Raw genomic sequence first — 15,320 nt, forward strand, 5'->3', positions numbered from 1 at the left:
GTCGTCTGCGGGCCGGGCGTCAGCGGCCGCGATGGCGGATCACGGCGGCGTCGCCGGTGAGGTGCACGATCGCATACTCGGGTCCGGCGTCGAGACGCGTGACGCCGAGCGCGCTCGGGTCGACGGGCACGTCGCGCGGGTCGCGCGCCAGGCCGACGCCCAGCGCCTTGAGCGTGGCCTCCTTGACGGTCCACGCGCGTGCCAGCGCCCGCGGTCGGACGGTCTCGGGCAGGCGATCGAACTCGGCACGCTCAGCCGACGAGCACATGCGCCGCACGAGCGCGTCGCGGCGGAACGCGTCGAACGGCGCATCCTCGACGTCGACGCCGACCTTCCCTTCGCCGCCGATCGCGGCGACGAGCAGGGCGGTGTCGCCGTGCGAGATACTCACGTCGATGCCGGGCGCGCCGCGCAGCCGTGGCTTGCGTCCCGGGACGTCGGGGGCGTAGCCCGGCCAGTCGAGGTCGAGGCCGTGCGTCACGAGCTCGCGCGCCCACTCGCGGCCGAGCTCCCGCCGTCGGCGCAGGGCCTCGGCGCCGGCCGCACCGGCACCGGCGCCGGCCGGCGCATCCCGCCACCGCCCGAGCCGCCAGACGACCCCGGACGACGTGACGCCCTCGAGCCGGGCCGCACCCGTCGTTGGGGCGGTCGGCGGAAGCGGGAGCCCCCGCAACCCGGTCACCGTGGTCACGCCGCCGTGAGCAGCCGCTCCGAGATGCCGTGCGCGAGGTCGCGGATGGTCGGGTGATCCCACACGATCGTCGGATCGACCTCGAGTCCGAACTCGTCCTCGATGTCGCCGCACAGGGTGAGCGCGTAGACCGAATCGAGCCCGAGCTCGGCGAGCGGCGTGTCGGGCGTGAACGATCCCGGTTCGACCTTGCCGTACGCCACCACCCGGCCCTCGAGCCAGGCTTGGACCGTCGTTGCGTCCGTCATCGTGGTTCTCCTTCCCCGGTCGTGCCGACCGGTGCGTGGTCTGCGGCCTCGGCGGCCGAGTCGGGCGAGCGGATGTCGCGTGCCGCGCGCTCGCGCAGGGAGGCGACGAGCGCGTCGGCGAGGTGCGGCTCGAGCGGTGCGACCCGCCCGCCGAGGCGGAGCTCGGCGCGCCGCAGGCACGCCTCGCGCGCCGTCGGGTCGGCTGCGACGGCACCGAGCGGGCCGGTGCCGCCGCCCTCGGAGCACACCCCGGTGAACGCGGCCGCGGCCAGGAGCGGTGCGAGCCGTTCCGCGAGATCGACGGCCTTGGGCGCGGCATCCGCGCCGCCGGGCGTCGGCGCAGCCCCGGCGAGCGCGCCGCGCACGGCGTCGAGCTCGTCGGCCAGCCGATCGAGCAGCCCGCGTTCGGCGTCGCCCCATGCGATCCCGTCGCGCACGACCGGGTCGCGGAGCGCGCCGCCGATCGGGTCGCGAGTGCCGGCAGCCGGCGGCGTTGCGCCCAGGAGCCCGAAGTCGAGCTCGTCGAGCGCCGCGGCGAGCCGGACGACCGCGGGGTCGACGCCCGCCGACGTCGACGCGGCGGCACCCGCCCAGCCGGGCAGCTCGTCGAGCACGTCGAGCAGCGGCCACGCCGCGCCACCGTACGCGAGCGGGAGCATCGCGACATCCCGCAGGAGCTTCTCGAACACGTCGTACGGTGCGACGCGCGCGTAGAAGGTGGAGCCGAACAGCACGGAGAGGTCGAGCATGGCGGACGAGACCAGGCGCGTGACGGCGTTCGCGGCCGCGGCGGAGAGGATCCGGCTCGCCCCGGGATCGACGTGCAGGGCGCGCACGGCGACCGAGGCGAGCGCGTCGGCCAGTCGGACGTCGGCGACGGCGCCCGCCAGGAGCGCCCGGGACTGCGGCAGGTCGAGCACCGAGCCGCCGTAGAGCACGCGCTCGTCGCCGTAGCGCACGGCGAGGTCGAGGGCCGCGTCGACCGCGGCGACGGCGAGCGCCGGGACGACCGCGCGCACGACGGCGGCGGCGGCGCGTGCCGTCTCGTCGGCCGAGCCGGGCGCGCCGATCATCCGATCGGCGGGCAGCCGCAGACCCCGGAACGCGACCGTGCCGAGGTCGGCGCCGCGGGCTCCGCCGGTCCGGATGCGCCGGGTCTCGACGAGGGGTGCGGTCGCGTCATCCGTCGACCAGAGCAGCAGCGAACGGCGCCCCGCCCCGTCGACTCCCCCGGTGCGCGCCCGGATGAGCAGCGACGCGGACCGGTCGGCATCGACGACGAGGCCGAGCTCGCCGTGCAGCACCCACTCGCCGTCGAACGGCTCGGCCGTGCAGTGTTCGACGATCGCGCCGCCGTCGCGGCCGTCGCCGAGCGGGCCGGCGAGGCGCTGCCCCTGCCGCAGTCGGGCGGCGACCTCGGCGCGCTGGGCCTCGTCGCCGGCGATCCAGACGTCGGTCGCGGCGGCGAGCAGGGCGACGTGGCCGAGGCCCGCGGCGGCGTCGCGTCGGAAGACCGGCCGCCAGCGGCGCACGAGATCCTCGGTGGAGCGCCAGCGTCCGCCGAGGGACGCGGGCACGGCGTCGGCGGTGGCGTCCCATTCGTCGAGCAGCGCCTCGAGGGATGCGTCGGCGCGGCGCGCCGCGTCGGCCGCGAGGATCGCCGCGAACCCGTACGGCCCGTCGGCGCGCGGGTCGCCGAGCAGTGCCTCGAGATCGTCGGGCTCGTGGACCGGCGGGCTCGCCGCCAGAGCGGGGTCGATGCTCACAGCGCCTCCGTCCATCCGTCGAGCACGCTGAGACGACGTCCGCCGCGCGCGGCCTGGAGCGCGAGGTCGCCGAGGGCCGCGACGGAACCGGCCACGGCTGCGTGCGCCTGCAGTCCCAGCCGCGCGGCGAGCCGGTCGAGGGTCGCGAGCAGACCCGCCTCCGACTCGGCCTGTCCGGCGGTGGGTCCGGCGAGCTCGACGGCGATCGCGCACGCCGCGCCGAAGCACAGGGCGATCCGCTCGGCGAGGTCGAACGACCGGGCGCTCGGCGCCGCCTCGCGGGGCGCCTCCGCGGCGAGCGCGACCACGCGGCGCAGCTCGGCCTCGATCCGACGCGCGGGGCCGGCGGAGCCGCGCCGACCGAGCAGGTCGACGAGCGACGGCAGGGCGCGAAGGAGCCGCGAGCCGCGACGCGTCACGAGACGCAGGCGCGCGGGGTCGAGCCATCCGTCGGCCCGGATGTCGCGGCGCAGCGACGCGACGACCTCGGCACCGTCGACCGGCTCGTCGGGCCGCGCGATGCTGCCGAACTCGTTCGCGATCATGTTGAGGTTGACCATCGAGTTGCCGTCGAAGATGCCGACCACGCGGCTGTCGCGGGCGACCTTCTGGAAGCCTCCGGCGCCGCCGAACCCGAGCACGTGCGCCCAGGGGCCGATCGCGGCGGCGATGTCGCGCACGAGGAGGTCGACGGTGCTCGGCACGAGGAACTTCGCGAGCGAGCTGACGAGCGCCATCTCGTTGGTCGCGAGGTGCATCTCGCGGGCGGCGGCGACCATGACGGCCTCGGCGAGGAGCGCGTCGGCGACGGCGGTGCCGAGGGTCGCGCGCGAGAGGGCGCGCGGCCCCGCTCGCCCGTCGGCGCCGGGCCGGGACGCGAACTCGAGCGCCACGCCGACGACGTGGTCGGCCGCCCCGACGGAGAGCGGCGTGGTGAGCGGGCGCGTGAGCTGCAGGCTCTTCAGGACGGTCTCGAGGCCGTGGCCGGGCGGGCCGATGAGCTGGTCGGTATCGAGCGCGGTGCCGCGCATCGCGAGCCCGCTGATGTCGGCGCCGCGCGTGCCGTGCGTGGCGACCTTCGGGAGGGTCGTGAGCGTCGACTGGTCGGCGCGGTGCTTGTCGAGCAGCACGAGCGAGAGCGACCGCGGCCCGGGCTGGTCGGAGGTGCGCGCGAGCACGGTCATCGCGCGGCCGCGCGTGGCGTTGTTGATCGGCCACTTCTCGCCCTCGAGCACGATGCGCTCGCCGAGCGTCGCCCGGGTCGCGGTGTTCGAGAGGTCGGAGCCGCGCCCGCGCTCGGTCAGCCCCCAGGAGACGGGGCCGCCGGCGAGTACCAGGTCGGCCATCGTCGCGGCGATGGGGCCGCCATCGATCCACGCGCCCACCGCGCCGAGGAAGGTGACGCCATGCGCGACGGCGACGGTGAGGTCGCGGCTCGCGATGCGCCGGATCAGGAGCATCGGGACGAGGAAGTCGCTGAGTTCGCCACCGTGCGCCTCGGGCACGTACCAGCGCTGCAGTCCCCACTCGGTCACGGCCGCGATCGACTCGGCGGGGAACTCGAGGCGCTCGTCGAGTTCGACCGATCGGCCGACCGGGACGACCGAGCCGGGGTCGCGCGGGTCGCCGAGGAATGCGTCGAACGCGGCCACCACGCCGCCGGCACCGAGCGGGACCCCGGCGGAGCGCTCGGCGATCGCGGGCCCCAGCACCGGATCCGCCACCGGCCCGTTCACGGCGCGACCGCCTGCCCGAAGCCGAGGGTGTGCACGGTCGCCAGTCGCCGGTCGGCGAGCATCGACCGCGTGAGCCCGCGCTGCACCTTGCCGCTCGTGGTGCGCGGCAGCGTGCCCTTGCGGATCAGCGCGATGCCGAGCTCGGGCAGCAGGTGCGCGTCGGCGACCGTCCGCCGCAGGCGTTCGGCCAGCTCCCCGGCGGCGTCGTCGCCGACCCGCGGGTCGACCTCGGCGACGAGGCCGACCACCGGCTGGCTCTCGAGCCCTTCGAACGCCGCGCTGAGGCATCCGTCGGGGAGGACCGCCTGCGCCGAGGTCTCGAGGTCCTGCGGGTAGATGTTGCGGCCGCGGATGATGATGAGGTCCTTGAGCCGCCCGGTGACGACGAGCTCGCCATCGACGAGCGCGCCGAGGTCGCCCGTGCGGAGGTACCGTCGCCCGGCGGGGTCGCCCGGCACGGTCGCCCCGAAGGCGGCGGCGGTCTCGTCGGGTCGCCGCCAGTACCCCTGCGCGACGCTGGGCCCGGCGACCAGCACCTCCCCGATCGCGCCGTCGGCGACCGGCCGACCGCTCGACGGATCGACGACGACCACGTGGTGGCCGTCGGCGGGCGGCCCGCACGAGACGAGCTCGGCCACGCGCGCGCCCGGCTCGGCAGGTGCGGCGACGGGGCGGATGGCGCCGCCCTCGAGTGCCGCGGCATCCGCGAGCATCGTGGTGACGGCCCGGCCGGCCGGCTTCGCGGTCACGAGCAGCGTCGTCTCGGCCATGCCGTACGCGGGGATGAACGCCTCGGCGCGGAAGCCCGCGGGAGCGAAACGCTCGGCGAAGGCGCGGAGCGTTCCCATGCGCACCGGCTCGGCGCCCGTGATCACGCCCTCGAGCGCTGAGAGGTCGAGCGCGGCGAGCTGCTCGTCGGTGACCAGCCGCGTGCACAGCGCGTAGGCGAAGTCGGGGCCAACCGTGTGCGTCGAGCGGTGCTCGCTGAGCAGCGACGGCCAGAGCGCGGGCCGGCGGAGGAACTGGGAGGGCGAGGTGAGGACGCTGTCCGCGACGGCCGAGATCGGCTGCAGGAGCTGCCCGACGAGTCCCATGTCGTGGTAGTGCGGAAGCCAGCCCATGGTGCGCGACTCTGGACCGATCCCGGCGGCGCGCGTGATCGCGACCTGGTTGGCGACGAGGTTGGCGTGGGCCACCATCACGCCCTTCGGCGTGCCGGTCGAGCCCGACGTGTACTGCAGCACCGCGAGCGAGGAGGGGCCGATGGCGGGCTCGGTCCACGCATCCGCGTGCGCGGGCGCGTCGGCCTCGGCATCCGACACCGGATCGAGCTCGGCCACGTGCGCCGGGCCGATGCGGTCGCCCGCGGTGATGCCGACGCCCGCGAGCGCCGAGCCGTCGGTGAGCACGAGCCGGCTGCCCGAGTCGGCGACGATCGCCTCGAGGCGCCGCAGCGCGAGCTCGGGGTGCCGCACGGCGCCCACGGCGACCGGCGCGGCGACGAGCCCGGCGTAGAACGTCGCGTACAGCGCGCGGATGAACGGGAGCCCCGCATCGAACGCGAGGATCACGACCTCACCCGGCCGGTGCCCCCGGTCGATGAGGCTGATGGCGTCGGCCCGCGCCCGGCGGTCGAGCTCGGCGTACGAGCGGAACTCGGAGTCGCGCGGGCTCGTGTAGAACCGGAACCCGCGATCCGCGCCTGCGACCTCCGCGGCGGTGCGCATCGCCTCCACGAACGTGCCGATGATCGACATGCCGGCCCCCTTCCAGTCGGTGTTCCGGCTTGACGGTTCATCGGCGAACCCCGTCGAGTGCGGGCCACGTTACCGACCCCCGACTCCTCGCCGTGTTGCGCCGACGTTAACGTCCGGCAACGTCTCGGCCCCACTTCTGGGGGCGGGACATCCGGCGGGGAACGGCTGGCTATCATGGCCCCCACGCCCACGAGAGGATCTCCGATGGCTTCGTTGCTCGGCCGTGCACGTCAGCGCCTCTCCCAGCCGCTGCGCTCGCCCGCACTGCTCGCGGCGGCCGACCGGGTGCTGCTCACGCGCCGCACCGTCCGCCCGGCGGGCACGGGCGCCGACGACGCCGGAAGCACCGAGCCGCACCACGTGCTGCTCGCCCCAGCCGGCGGCGGCAACATCGGCGACCAGGCGCTCGTCGAGGCGTTCCTCGAGAACGTCGACGGCCGGGTGAGCGTCATCGCCCGCCGCCCGACCGACTTCACGCTGCCCGACGATCCCCGCGTGCGGCTCGTGCCGCTGTTCTCGCTCGTCTACGGCGACCTGCTCGGGCACGTTCGCGACGTGCGGGCGCTCCGCGAGGTGCTGGCGGATGCCACGTCGTTCTCGGTCATCGGCGCCGACGTGATGGACGGCGGTTACGGGTACCGCGCCTCCACGAACCGGGCGAACCTCGCACGGCGCCTCGCCGAGCTGGGCATCGACACCCGAATCCTCGGCTTCAGCTGGAATGCCGCGCCCGACGCCCGTGCGCTCGCGGCACTCCGGGCGGCGGCCCGCGCGGGCGTGACGACCGTGCTCCGCGACCCGCGGTCGGCCGAGCGGGCCCGGCGCGACGGCATCGAGCCGATCATCGAGGGCGCCGACATCGTGTTCCTGGCGCGCACGGTCGACGCGGATGGCGCGGCGGCGTGGGCCGATCGCGTGCGCGGGCCCCTCGCGCTCGTGAACTTCTCCGGGCTGGTGCCGTCGGGCGGCGACCTCGACCCGTACGTCGAGGTCGTGCAGGCGCTGCGCGAGCGCGGCCACGGCGTGCTGCTCGTGCCGCACGTCTCTCGCGCGGGGGCCGACGACCTGCCGATCTGCCGCGCGGTCGCCGAGCGCTTCGCCGGCGACCCCGACGTGCTGCTGGTCGACCGGCTCGTCTCCCCCGCGACGATCCGCGGGCTCGCGCAGCGAGCCCGAATCACGGTGACGGGGCGGATGCACCTCGCGGTCATGAGCCTCATGCACGGCGTGCCGGCGGTCACCGTGGCGACGCAGGGCAAGGTCGAAGGGCTGATGGAGCTCGTGGGCGCATCCGAGCTGTGCGTGCCGACCGACGAGCTCGCGAGCACCCTGCCCCGCGCGGCGCGCGAGGCAGCCGACGCCGCGGAGTCCCTGCGCGAGCGAATCGACGCCGCGCTCCCCCGCGTGCTCGAGCTCGCGGCACGCAACCTCGACGGCCTGCCGGTCGTCCGCCCTGTTACCTCCGGGTAAACAATGGCGAACGGGCGGCTCGACCGCGGGAACGGCTGGGTACAGTGGGCGAGCGGGCGAGTCGGCCGATGACGACCACGGTGGCCCCCGCCGGGCCGACTCGCGTGGCGCGGAGGACGGAACTCACGCGGAGGGGCGGAACGTGAACGGTCTGGATGTGATCCTGCTCCTGCAGCGAGCACGCGACGCGGTCTTCTCGCGCATCGCGGCGACCGGCTTCCACGGCTTCGGCGCGCGGTCGCGGATCCTGCTGCCGTTCCGGGTGGGCAACGCCGACCGCATCGCGATCGGCTCCGACGTGCTGATCGGCCCGGGGTCGTGGCTGATCGTGCCGCGCCTGGACCATCCGGCACCCGTCATCCGCATCGGCGACCGGGTGCGCATGAACCAGACCTCGATCTCGGCGATCGAGAGCGTCGTGATCGAGGACGGCGTGGCCATCGCGCGCGGCGTCTACATCTCCGACCACACGCACGGCTTCGACCAGCCCGACGTGTTCATCCGCGACCAGCCGCTGCAGCGGGTCGCGCCGGTGCGGATCTGCCGCGGCGCGTGGCTCGGGCAGAACGCGGTCATCATGCCGGGAGTGACGGTCGGTGCGGGCGCGGTCGTCGGGGCGAACTCGGTCGTCCGGGAGGACGTGCCTCCCCGGTCGATCGTGGCGGGCGCCCCGGCACGCATGATCCGGCAGCTGGCCGCATGATCGAGCACACCGATCCCGTCGTGGCGCCGCTCGAGCCGGCGAGCGCGTCACGCACGCCTGCCGACTTCGTCTTCACGTTCAGCTACGAGACCTACTCCGACGCGGTGCGGCGCGGCATGATGCGCCCGCCCGACCGGATCCTCGCGAGCCTGATGGCGAGCCCCGAGGTGCGACGGCTCCTCGTGGCGAACCCGTTCCGGTGGGGCCCGCGCGTCGCCGCGACCCCGGTGCTCGATCGCGACGTGCGCTTCCCGTCGAGCGAGCGGATGTCGCTGCACCGCCCCGTGCGCGCGCGTCGCGACGATCCGACCGACGTGTCGCGGATCGACGCCGAGTACGAGCTCTACGACCGCTCGCTCCGCCGCGCCGCGCGACGTCTCGGGCTGGACCGGCCGCTCGTGCTCACGACCAACCCGCTCGTCGCCGGGTTCGCGCCGTTCGACTGGGCGTCGGGCGTGACGTTCTTCGCCCGCGACGACTGGTCGAGCTCGCCGGCCCGCGAGGCGTACTGGCCGGCGTACCGCGAGGCGTACCGGCGCATCGCGCGCTCGGGCCGTGCGGTGGCGGCGGTCTCGGCCGAGATCCTCGAGCGCATCGAGCCGACGGGGCCCGCGCTCGTCGTGCCGAACGGCGTCGAACCGTCGGAGTGGCTCGGCGACCCCCCGCAGTCCCCGCCATGGTTCGCGGCGATCCCGGGGCCTCGCGCGGTGTACGTGGGCACGCTCGACTCCCGGCTCGACGTGCCCGGCATCGCCGACCTCGCGACCCGCATGCCCCACCTGCAGGTCGTGCTGCTCGGCCCCCTGCCCGACCCCGAGTACGTCGCCGCGCTGCGCCGGTTCTCGAACGTGCACGTGCACCCGAGCGTCGCCCGGCCCGAGCTCGTGGCCGTGCTGCGCAACGCCGAGGTGTGCCTGCTGGCGCACCGGCGCACGCCGCTGACCGAGGCGATGAGCCCGCTGAAGATCTACGAGTACCTGGCCGCGGGTGCGCCGGTCGTCTCGATCGACCTGGCGCCGGTGCGCGGCATCGATGAGCGCGTGCTGCTCGTCGACTCGGTCTCCGACTTCGCCGACGAGCTGCCGCGCGCGCTCGCGCTCGGCCCGGCCGTCGAGGCCGACCGCCGGGCCTTCATCGCGGCGAACTCGTGGGCGGCCCGCCACGAGCAGGTGTTCGCGCTCGCGCGAGCCTGAGCGGCGCCATCCGGCCGCGACCCCCGAACGGAGGGGTTCCGCATCGCTGTGTGTCGGCGGTGTATCGACCTTCTGAAGCCCGTGTGAACTTCGCCCTCGGTGCCTTCCACCGCCTCCGGCGCCTGCATAGCATCGCTGCAAGGAGCGCGATCGACGACGAGGCCCTGAACGCCACGGCCCCCCATGACGGAGGGGCCACGTCGCCGGCCGCGCTCCTCACGTTCCACCAGGGCGACGCCGCCTGCGATGTACCCGTCCAAGGCGGGTGGGGGCGACCGCGGAACCCGCGTGCTCGTCGGCACTCGCCGATCGCCGACGCACGAGGGGGCTTGATGTCCGGCGAAGTCGACACGATGCTGCTGGTTCCGAGTCCGGCCGAGCGCCTGCGAGATCGGGCGGCCGCCGTGGGCCAGCGGGTCGTGGCGCAGCCGAGGCGGCTCGGCTGGCGCAACCGGCTCGTGGCCGCGCTGACGGTCACCGATGCGGCCGCCATCGTCGTCGCGCTGCTCGTCGCGCAGCTGGTGCGCTTCCAGACCGACGGCCTGCGAGCGTCGACTCCGGCGGGCGAGGTGGCCTACCTGTCGCTCAGCGCGGCGATCGCCGCGGCCTGGCTGGTCGCGCTGTCGGCGACGCGGTCGCGGATGCTGCGCAACATCGGCACGGGCACCGTCGAGTACCAGCGGGTCGTCAACGCGACCCTCATCACGTTCGGCCTGCTCGCGGTCGTCGCCTACCTGTCGGGCATCGACATCGCTCGCGGGTTCATCGCCGTCGCGCTGCCATTGGGCCTCGTGCTGCTCCTCGCGGGGCGGGTCGCGTGGCGCTGGGTGCTGCACGCGATGCGGCGGCGCGGCCGCTGCACGACCGGGTCGATCGTCGTGGGCCGGCCCGACGACGTCGCCCGCGTGGTCGATGAGCTCCGGCGGCAGTTCCGGGTGGGGTACCGCGCGATCGGGGCCGCGTACGCGGGCTCGGCGCGCACCGCGCAGGCGAGGGAGCTCGACCTGCCCATCGTCGACTTCGCACGCCTGGCCGAGACGTCGAAGCGCACGCGCACGCGTGCGGTGATCGTCGCCGGCGACCTGCCCGGCGGGAACAGCACCATCCGGCGCCTCGGGTGGGAGCTCGAGAACTCGAACACCGAGCTCATCCTCGTGTCGCGGCTGACGGATGTCGCGGGCCCGCGCATCCACCTGCGGCCCATCAACGGGCTGCCGATGGTGCACGTCGACCTGCCGCAGTACACGGGGTTCAACCATGTCGTGAAGCGCGGCTTCGACATCCTGGTGTCGGGCATCGCCCTCACCCTCCTGCTCCCGCTGCTCACCGCCATCGCGATGACCGTGCGGCTGACCAGTGACGGGCCGGTGCTGTTCCGCCAGGAGCGCGTCGGCGTGCACGGCACGCGGTTCACGATGCTGAAGTTCCGGTCGATGGTCGTCGACGCGGAGGCTCGGCTGCGGGAGCTGCGCACCGCCAACGACGGCGACGGCGTGCTGTTCAAGATGCGCGAGGATCCGCGGATCACGCCGGTGGGTCGCACGCTCCGCCGGTACTCGCTCGACGAGCTGCCGCAGCTGTGGAACGTGCTCGTCGGCGACATGAGCCTCGTCGGCCCGCGCCCGCCCCTCCCGTCGGAGGTCGAGCGGTACGAGGAGGACGTGAACCGGCGCCTGCTCACGAAGCCCGGCATCACCGGGCTGTGGCAGGTGAGCGGACGGTCCGACCTGTCGTGGGACGAGAGCGTGAAGATCGACCTCTACTACGTCGAGAACTGGTCGATCACGGGCGACCTCGTGATCCTCCTGAAGACCGTCCGCGCCGTCATCGGCAGCCACGGCGCGTACTGACGCCGACCCGACCTCGAGGAGCCGCACATGACCGGTCTGATCGTGCAGGAGTGGATCGAGGAGTCGGGCGGCGCCGAGCAGGTGCTCGACGCCATGCGCGTCGCGCTGCCCGACTCGCGCCTCGCGTGCCTCTGGAACGACGATCCCCGCCGCTTCCCGCGCGAGGGCGTCGACGAGTCGTGGATCGCGCGCACGCCGCTGCGCGGCCGCAAGGCGCTGTCGCTGCCGCTGATGTCGCAGACGTGGCGGCGGGGCTGGCGCACGATCGAGCCCGAGTGGATCGTCACGAGCAGCTACGTCTTCGCGCACCACGCGGGGTTCGGCTCGCAGCGAGGGGTCCCGAAGTTCTCCTACATCCATACGCCGGCGCGGTACCTGTGGGAGCCGGGCCTGGACCGCCGCACGTCGAACCCGCTCGCGGGGCTGGCACGGAGCTACCTCCGGGGCGTCGACCGTGCCGCGTCAGCGGGATCGGGGTCGCTCGCGGCGAACAGCGACTTCGTGCGGCAGCGCATCGGCCGCGCGTGGGATCGCGAGGCGATCGTGATCCATCCGCCCGTCGCGTCGCGGGCCATCGCGGGCGTCGACGACTGGGCCGAGCGGCTCACGCCCGAGGAGCGCGAGGTGCTCGAGCGGCTCCCCGACCGCGGGTTCCTCATGGCCGCGTCGCGCCTCGTGCCGTACAAGCGCCACGAGGCAGTCGTCCGCATGGGTGCCGCGCTCGGCCTTCCCGTCGCGCTCGTGGGCTCGGGCCCCGAACACGACCGGCTCGCGGCGCTCGCGGCGGCCTCGCCGGTGCCCGTGCACCTGCTCGGTCGCGTCTCCGACGAGCTCATGCGAGCGCTGTTCCAGCGCGCGCTGGCGTTCGTGTTCCCGCCGATCGAGGACTTCGGGATCATCCCCGTCGAGGCGATGGCGGCCGGCTGCCCGGTGATCGTGAACCGGGTCGGCGGAGCCGCGGAGTCGGTCGTCGACGGCGTCACGGGCGCGCACTACGACCCCGACGACGCGTCGGGCTTCGCCGCGGCCGTCGAGCGGGCCGACACGGTCGACCGCGACGCGGCGCGGGCGCGCTCGCTCGAATTCGACGTCGCCCGGTTCACGTCGCGGATCCGGGAGTGGGTTCTGGGCGAGCCTCAGGCGTCGGCGAGCACCCTGCCGAACAGCGTCTCCTCGGCCTTCGGGTAGCCGTCCATCCAGTCGACCCGGCGCCGCCACACGGTGCGCCAGGGCGCGCGCGTGCGCCGGGTCGCGATCTCGAGCGCAGCGCGCACCCCGACGCCCGCGACCAGCAGCCCGACGCCGAGGCGCGCGCGAACCGGCGTCCACGTCTTGCGCAGCAGGGTGACCTTGCCCGCCATCACCATGCAGCCCTTCGCGCCGCCGGCGTCGCTCGAGCCGCCGACCTCGTGCACGATGACGGCGTCGGGCACGACGACGCGGCGGAGCCCGGCGCGGCCGGCACGCAGGCTGAACTCCGCGTCCTCGCCGTAGAGGAAGTAGTCCTCGTCCATGCCGCCGAGCGCGTCCCATTCCGCGCGCCGCATGAGCAGGAGGCATCCGGTGACGATGGGCACCTCGCGCACGCTGTCGCGCTGCCAGCCGCCGAGCGACTCGGGGTCGAACACGCGCGAGCGCTTGAACGCGGTCGAGAGCATGCTCGCGAACATGGCCAGCGACCAGAGGCTCGGCGCGCCCCAGCAGGAGCTCGGGTCGACGGTGCCGTCGGGTCGCAGCGTGCGCCCTCCGAAGACGCCGAACTCGGGGTGCCGCTCGGCGAAGTCGACGAGCGCGCGCAGCGAGCCGGGCAGCACGACGGTGTCGGGGTTGAGGAGCAGCAGCCAGGTGCCCGTGGCCTCGCGCGCGCCGCGGTTCACGGCGCGCGCGAAGCCGAGGTTCTCCCCCGCCTCGATGGTCACCGCGGCCGGGAACCGCTCGCGGAACGCCGCGGCGCTCCCGTCGGCCGAGCCGTTGTCGACCACGACGACCTCGAGGTCGAGTCCGCCCGCGGTGTCGAACACCGAGCGGAGGCAGGCGGAGGTCGCCTCGCGGGTGCCGTAGTTGACGACGACGATGCTGAGTTCGGGCACGATCGGATGGTTCGCCGCGGTCAGATCGCGACCGGTTCGAGGTCGTCGCGGCGGGTGACGCGCCAGCGCGACGCCTCCCGCAGGTCGTCCTCGGTGATCTCGTCGGCGGGGCGGATCACCGCGAGTCCGCGGTCGGCGAGGAACGCGGCGAGGTCGTCCTGGTGCGAGTCGACGTGCTCGCCGTGCTCGACCGAGCGCGGCGCGAGCACGGGCACCTTGCCCGCGGCGAGCGCGGCCAGCGCCGTTCCGGTGCCGGCGTGGCCGATGACCACGTCGGCGGCTTCGAGCTCGGCCGACAGGCGGGCCGACGGCACGGACGGCTCGGCCCGGATGTCGAGCCCCGCGACATCCGTCGACCCCGACTGCCAGAGCACCTCGGCGTCGCGGGGGATCGCTCGGCGCGCGGATTCGAGCAGTCTCCGGAAGCCGTAGTCCCCGTTGCCGCCGACCGTGACGACCGCGCGGCCGATCGGGCGCTCCTCGGCCGGTTCCACCCGGAACCCGTCGAACACCGACAGCGCGTAGCCCCAGCGCGAGGACGTGCGCATGGGGTACTGCACGTACCGGCGCACCGACGGGATGTGATCGATGAGCTTGCCGGTGGTGGAGAGGCCGGTCACGCGCGTCGCCGACTCGACGTAGCTGAACGGCACGCGCTTGAAGTACGCGGGGATGAGCGCCGACAGCGCGATCTGGGCCCCCGAGCTGATGACGCGTGTCACGGGGTGCTCGGCGAAGGCGCGGCGCGCCACGCCGGTGTCGCGCAGCACCCCCACGAGGTCGCGCGGGGGCCGCGTGGGCACGTGGTAGACGCGTTCGCCGTCGAGCAGCGATCTGCTCTGGGCGGTGTTGTCGGTCATCCAGACGACGTCGTCGCCGTCGGCGATGCGCGGCGCGAGCAGGTGCAGTTGTGCGAGATGGCCCCCGGAGATGGCCACGAGCATGGTCGTCATGGTGTTCCCCTTTCCAATGCGTCCCACGCGATCGCGGCGATCGCGCGCTGCCCTGCGACCGACGGGTGGAACCGGTCGATCGCCGAGATCTCGTCGGCGCTGAAGGCGTACGCATACACCGCGCCGTCGTCGTGGATGCACCCCTCGGTCGCGTCGCACACGCGCGCGATCGCGGCGTTGTACTCGACCACCCGGGCGGCGACCGCGTCGCGCCGGGCGGCGGCCTCGGCGGAGTCGTCGTCGGCCGAGCCGAGCAGGTTGGTGCATGAGGGGCTGCTGTTCCAGACCTGCACGGTGCGCGCGTCGGCGCGGCCGAGCTCCCAGAGCCGGTGGAGGTCGGGCACCGACATGGTGAGGATGACGGCGTCGGGCGCCTCGGCGGTGAGGCGCGCGTAGAGCCGGCTGAGCCGGTCCTCGAAGTCGGCGGCCGAGGTCATCTCGTCGAGCGTGGGCGCGCATGCGTCGTTGCCGCCGAGCAGCACGGTCACGAGCTGCGGCTGCGCGGCGATCACCTCGTCGACCAGGCCGAGGGCGTCCTCGACGTCGCCGCCGTCCTTCGCGGCGTTGACGACCGCGGGCTCGGTTCCGGATGCCGCGGCGAGCCGGGCCGCGACGGATCCGACGGCGGCCTCGGTGCCGCCCGCCCACGACGCGGCGGCGCACTGGCCCTGGGACTCGCAGGCGTTGACGCCGAGCGAGATGGAGTCGCCGAGGATGCCGATCGTGTCGACCTCGGCGGCGGCGGCCGGCGGCTCGAGCTCGGTGAGGTCGGGCGGGGCGGCGGCGGATGGCGCGCACCCGGCCAGGATCGCGGCGGCCGCGAGGCCGGCCGCCGTTCCGAGGATCCGGTGGCGCATCCGCAT

The 15,320-nt window shown here is 74.5% G+C and carries 13 protein-coding genes; 5 read left to right on the top strand and 8 right to left on the bottom strand.

Features of this window, described 5'->3' with window-relative positions; translation table 11 throughout:
• Positions 1–19: 19 nt before the first annotated feature.
• Genes ACZ4TW_RS16850 through ACZ4TW_RS16870 form a run of 5 tightly spaced genes read right to left on the bottom strand, consistent with a single transcriptional unit; the run spans position 20 to position 6,198 of the window.
• Complete coding sequence (locus ACZ4TW_RS16850) at positions 20–691, bottom strand: 4'-phosphopantetheinyl transferase family protein (protein ID WP_465544447.1); 672 nt, start codon at positions 689–691, stop codon at positions 20–22.
• Entirely contained in the window at positions 688–939 is a 252-nt protein-coding gene (locus ACZ4TW_RS16855; protein WP_465544450.1) for an acyl carrier protein, read from the bottom strand. Before ACZ4TW_RS16855 ends, ACZ4TW_RS16850 begins: the two co-directional genes overlap by 4 nt.
• On the bottom strand, positions 936–2,705 hold the full coding sequence (locus ACZ4TW_RS16860; protein ID WP_465544452.1) for an acyl-CoA dehydrogenase family protein: 1,770 nt from the start codon (positions 2,703–2,705) through the stop codon (positions 936–938). Before ACZ4TW_RS16860 ends, ACZ4TW_RS16855 begins: the two co-directional genes overlap by 4 nt.
• On the bottom strand, positions 2,702–4,441 hold the full coding sequence (locus ACZ4TW_RS16865) for an acyl-CoA dehydrogenase family protein (protein WP_465544454.1): 1,740 nt from the start codon (positions 4,439–4,441) through the stop codon (positions 2,702–2,704). The genes ACZ4TW_RS16860 and ACZ4TW_RS16865 overlap by 4 nt, the downstream gene beginning before the upstream one ends.
• Entirely contained in the window at positions 4,438–6,198 is a 1,761-nt protein-coding gene (locus ACZ4TW_RS16870) for a fatty acyl-AMP ligase (protein ID WP_465544456.1), read from the bottom strand. Before ACZ4TW_RS16870 ends, ACZ4TW_RS16865 begins: the two co-directional genes overlap by 4 nt.
• Positions 6,199–6,402: 204 nt before the next feature.
• Here ACZ4TW_RS16870 and ACZ4TW_RS16875 point away from each other — a divergent pair, with 204 nt between their 5' ends.
• The 5 genes from ACZ4TW_RS16875 (at position 6,403) to ACZ4TW_RS16895 (ending at position 12,602) form a co-directional block, all read left to right on the top strand.
• Positions 6,403–7,668 carry a polysaccharide pyruvyl transferase family protein gene (locus ACZ4TW_RS16875; protein ID WP_465544458.1) on the top strand — a complete coding sequence of 422 codons (1,266 nt, stop codon included), beginning with the start codon at positions 6,403–6,405 and terminating at the stop codon, positions 7,666–7,668.
• A gap of 142 nt (positions 7,669–7,810) precedes the next feature.
• Entirely contained in the window at positions 7,811–8,371 is a 561-nt protein-coding gene (locus ACZ4TW_RS16880) for an acyltransferase (protein WP_465544460.1), read from the top strand.
• Complete coding sequence (locus tag ACZ4TW_RS16885) at positions 8,368–9,564, top strand: glycosyltransferase (protein ID WP_465544462.1); 1,197 nt, start codon at positions 8,368–8,370, stop codon at positions 9,562–9,564. Before ACZ4TW_RS16880 ends, ACZ4TW_RS16885 begins: the two co-directional genes overlap by 4 nt.
• Positions 9,565–9,896: 332 nt before the next feature.
• On the top strand, positions 9,897–11,414 hold the full coding sequence (locus tag ACZ4TW_RS16890; RefSeq protein ID WP_465544464.1) for a sugar transferase: 1,518 nt from the start codon (positions 9,897–9,899) through the stop codon (positions 11,412–11,414).
• Between the two features lie 27 nt (positions 11,415–11,441).
• Entirely contained in the window at positions 11,442–12,602 is a 1,161-nt protein-coding gene (locus tag ACZ4TW_RS16895; protein ID WP_465544466.1) for a glycosyltransferase, read from the top strand.
• Here ACZ4TW_RS16895 and ACZ4TW_RS16900 read toward each other — a convergent pair.
• The 3 genes from ACZ4TW_RS16900 to ACZ4TW_RS16910 are packed head-to-tail and all read right to left on the bottom strand — an operon-like array spanning position 12,551 to position 15,320.
• Complete coding sequence (locus ACZ4TW_RS16900; protein WP_465544468.1) at positions 12,551–13,504, bottom strand: glycosyltransferase family 2 protein; 954 nt, start codon at positions 13,502–13,504, stop codon at positions 12,551–12,553. The two genes, ACZ4TW_RS16895 and ACZ4TW_RS16900, sit on opposite strands and share 52 nt — an antisense overlap.
• Positions 13,505–13,524: 20 nt before the next feature.
• Complete coding sequence (locus ACZ4TW_RS16905; RefSeq protein WP_465544470.1) at positions 13,525–14,457, bottom strand: glycosyltransferase; 933 nt, start codon at positions 14,455–14,457, stop codon at positions 13,525–13,527.
• Complete coding sequence (locus ACZ4TW_RS16910; RefSeq protein ID WP_465544472.1) at positions 14,454–15,320, bottom strand: SGNH/GDSL hydrolase family protein; 867 nt, start codon at positions 15,318–15,320, stop codon at positions 14,454–14,456. The genes ACZ4TW_RS16905 and ACZ4TW_RS16910 overlap by 4 nt, the downstream gene beginning before the upstream one ends.

This window comes from Agromyces sp. NPDC029043, assembly GCF_055564615.1.

Excerpts from the sequence above, each read along its gene's own strand:
- ACZ4TW_RS16855 (WP_465544450.1), bottom strand. The coding sequence starts at position 939 with ATGACGGACGCAACGACGGTCCAAGCCTGGCTCGAGGGCCGGGTGGTG.
- ACZ4TW_RS16870 (WP_465544456.1), bottom strand. The coding sequence starts at position 6,198 with ATGTCGATCATCGGCACGTTCGTGGAGGCGATGCGCACCGCCGCGGAG.
- ACZ4TW_RS16875 (WP_465544458.1), top strand. The coding sequence starts at position 6,403 with ATGGCTTCGTTGCTCGGCCGTGCACGTCAGCGCCTCTCCCAGCCGCTG.
- ACZ4TW_RS16885 (WP_465544462.1), top strand. The coding sequence starts at position 8,368 with ATGATCGAGCACACCGATCCCGTCGTGGCGCCGCTCGAGCCGGCGAGC.
- ACZ4TW_RS16890 (WP_465544464.1), top strand. The coding sequence starts at position 9,897 with ATGTCCGGCGAAGTCGACACGATGCTGCTGGTTCCGAGTCCGGCCGAG.
- ACZ4TW_RS16895 (WP_465544466.1), top strand. The coding sequence starts at position 11,442 with ATGACCGGTCTGATCGTGCAGGAGTGGATCGAGGAGTCGGGCGGCGCC.
- ACZ4TW_RS16905 (WP_465544470.1), bottom strand. The coding sequence starts at position 14,457 with ATGACGACCATGCTCGTGGCCATCTCCGGGGGCCATCTCGCACAACTG.
- ACZ4TW_RS16910 (WP_465544472.1), bottom strand. The coding sequence starts at position 15,320 with ATGCGGATGCGCCACCGGATCCTCGGAACGGCGGCCGGCCTCGCGGCC.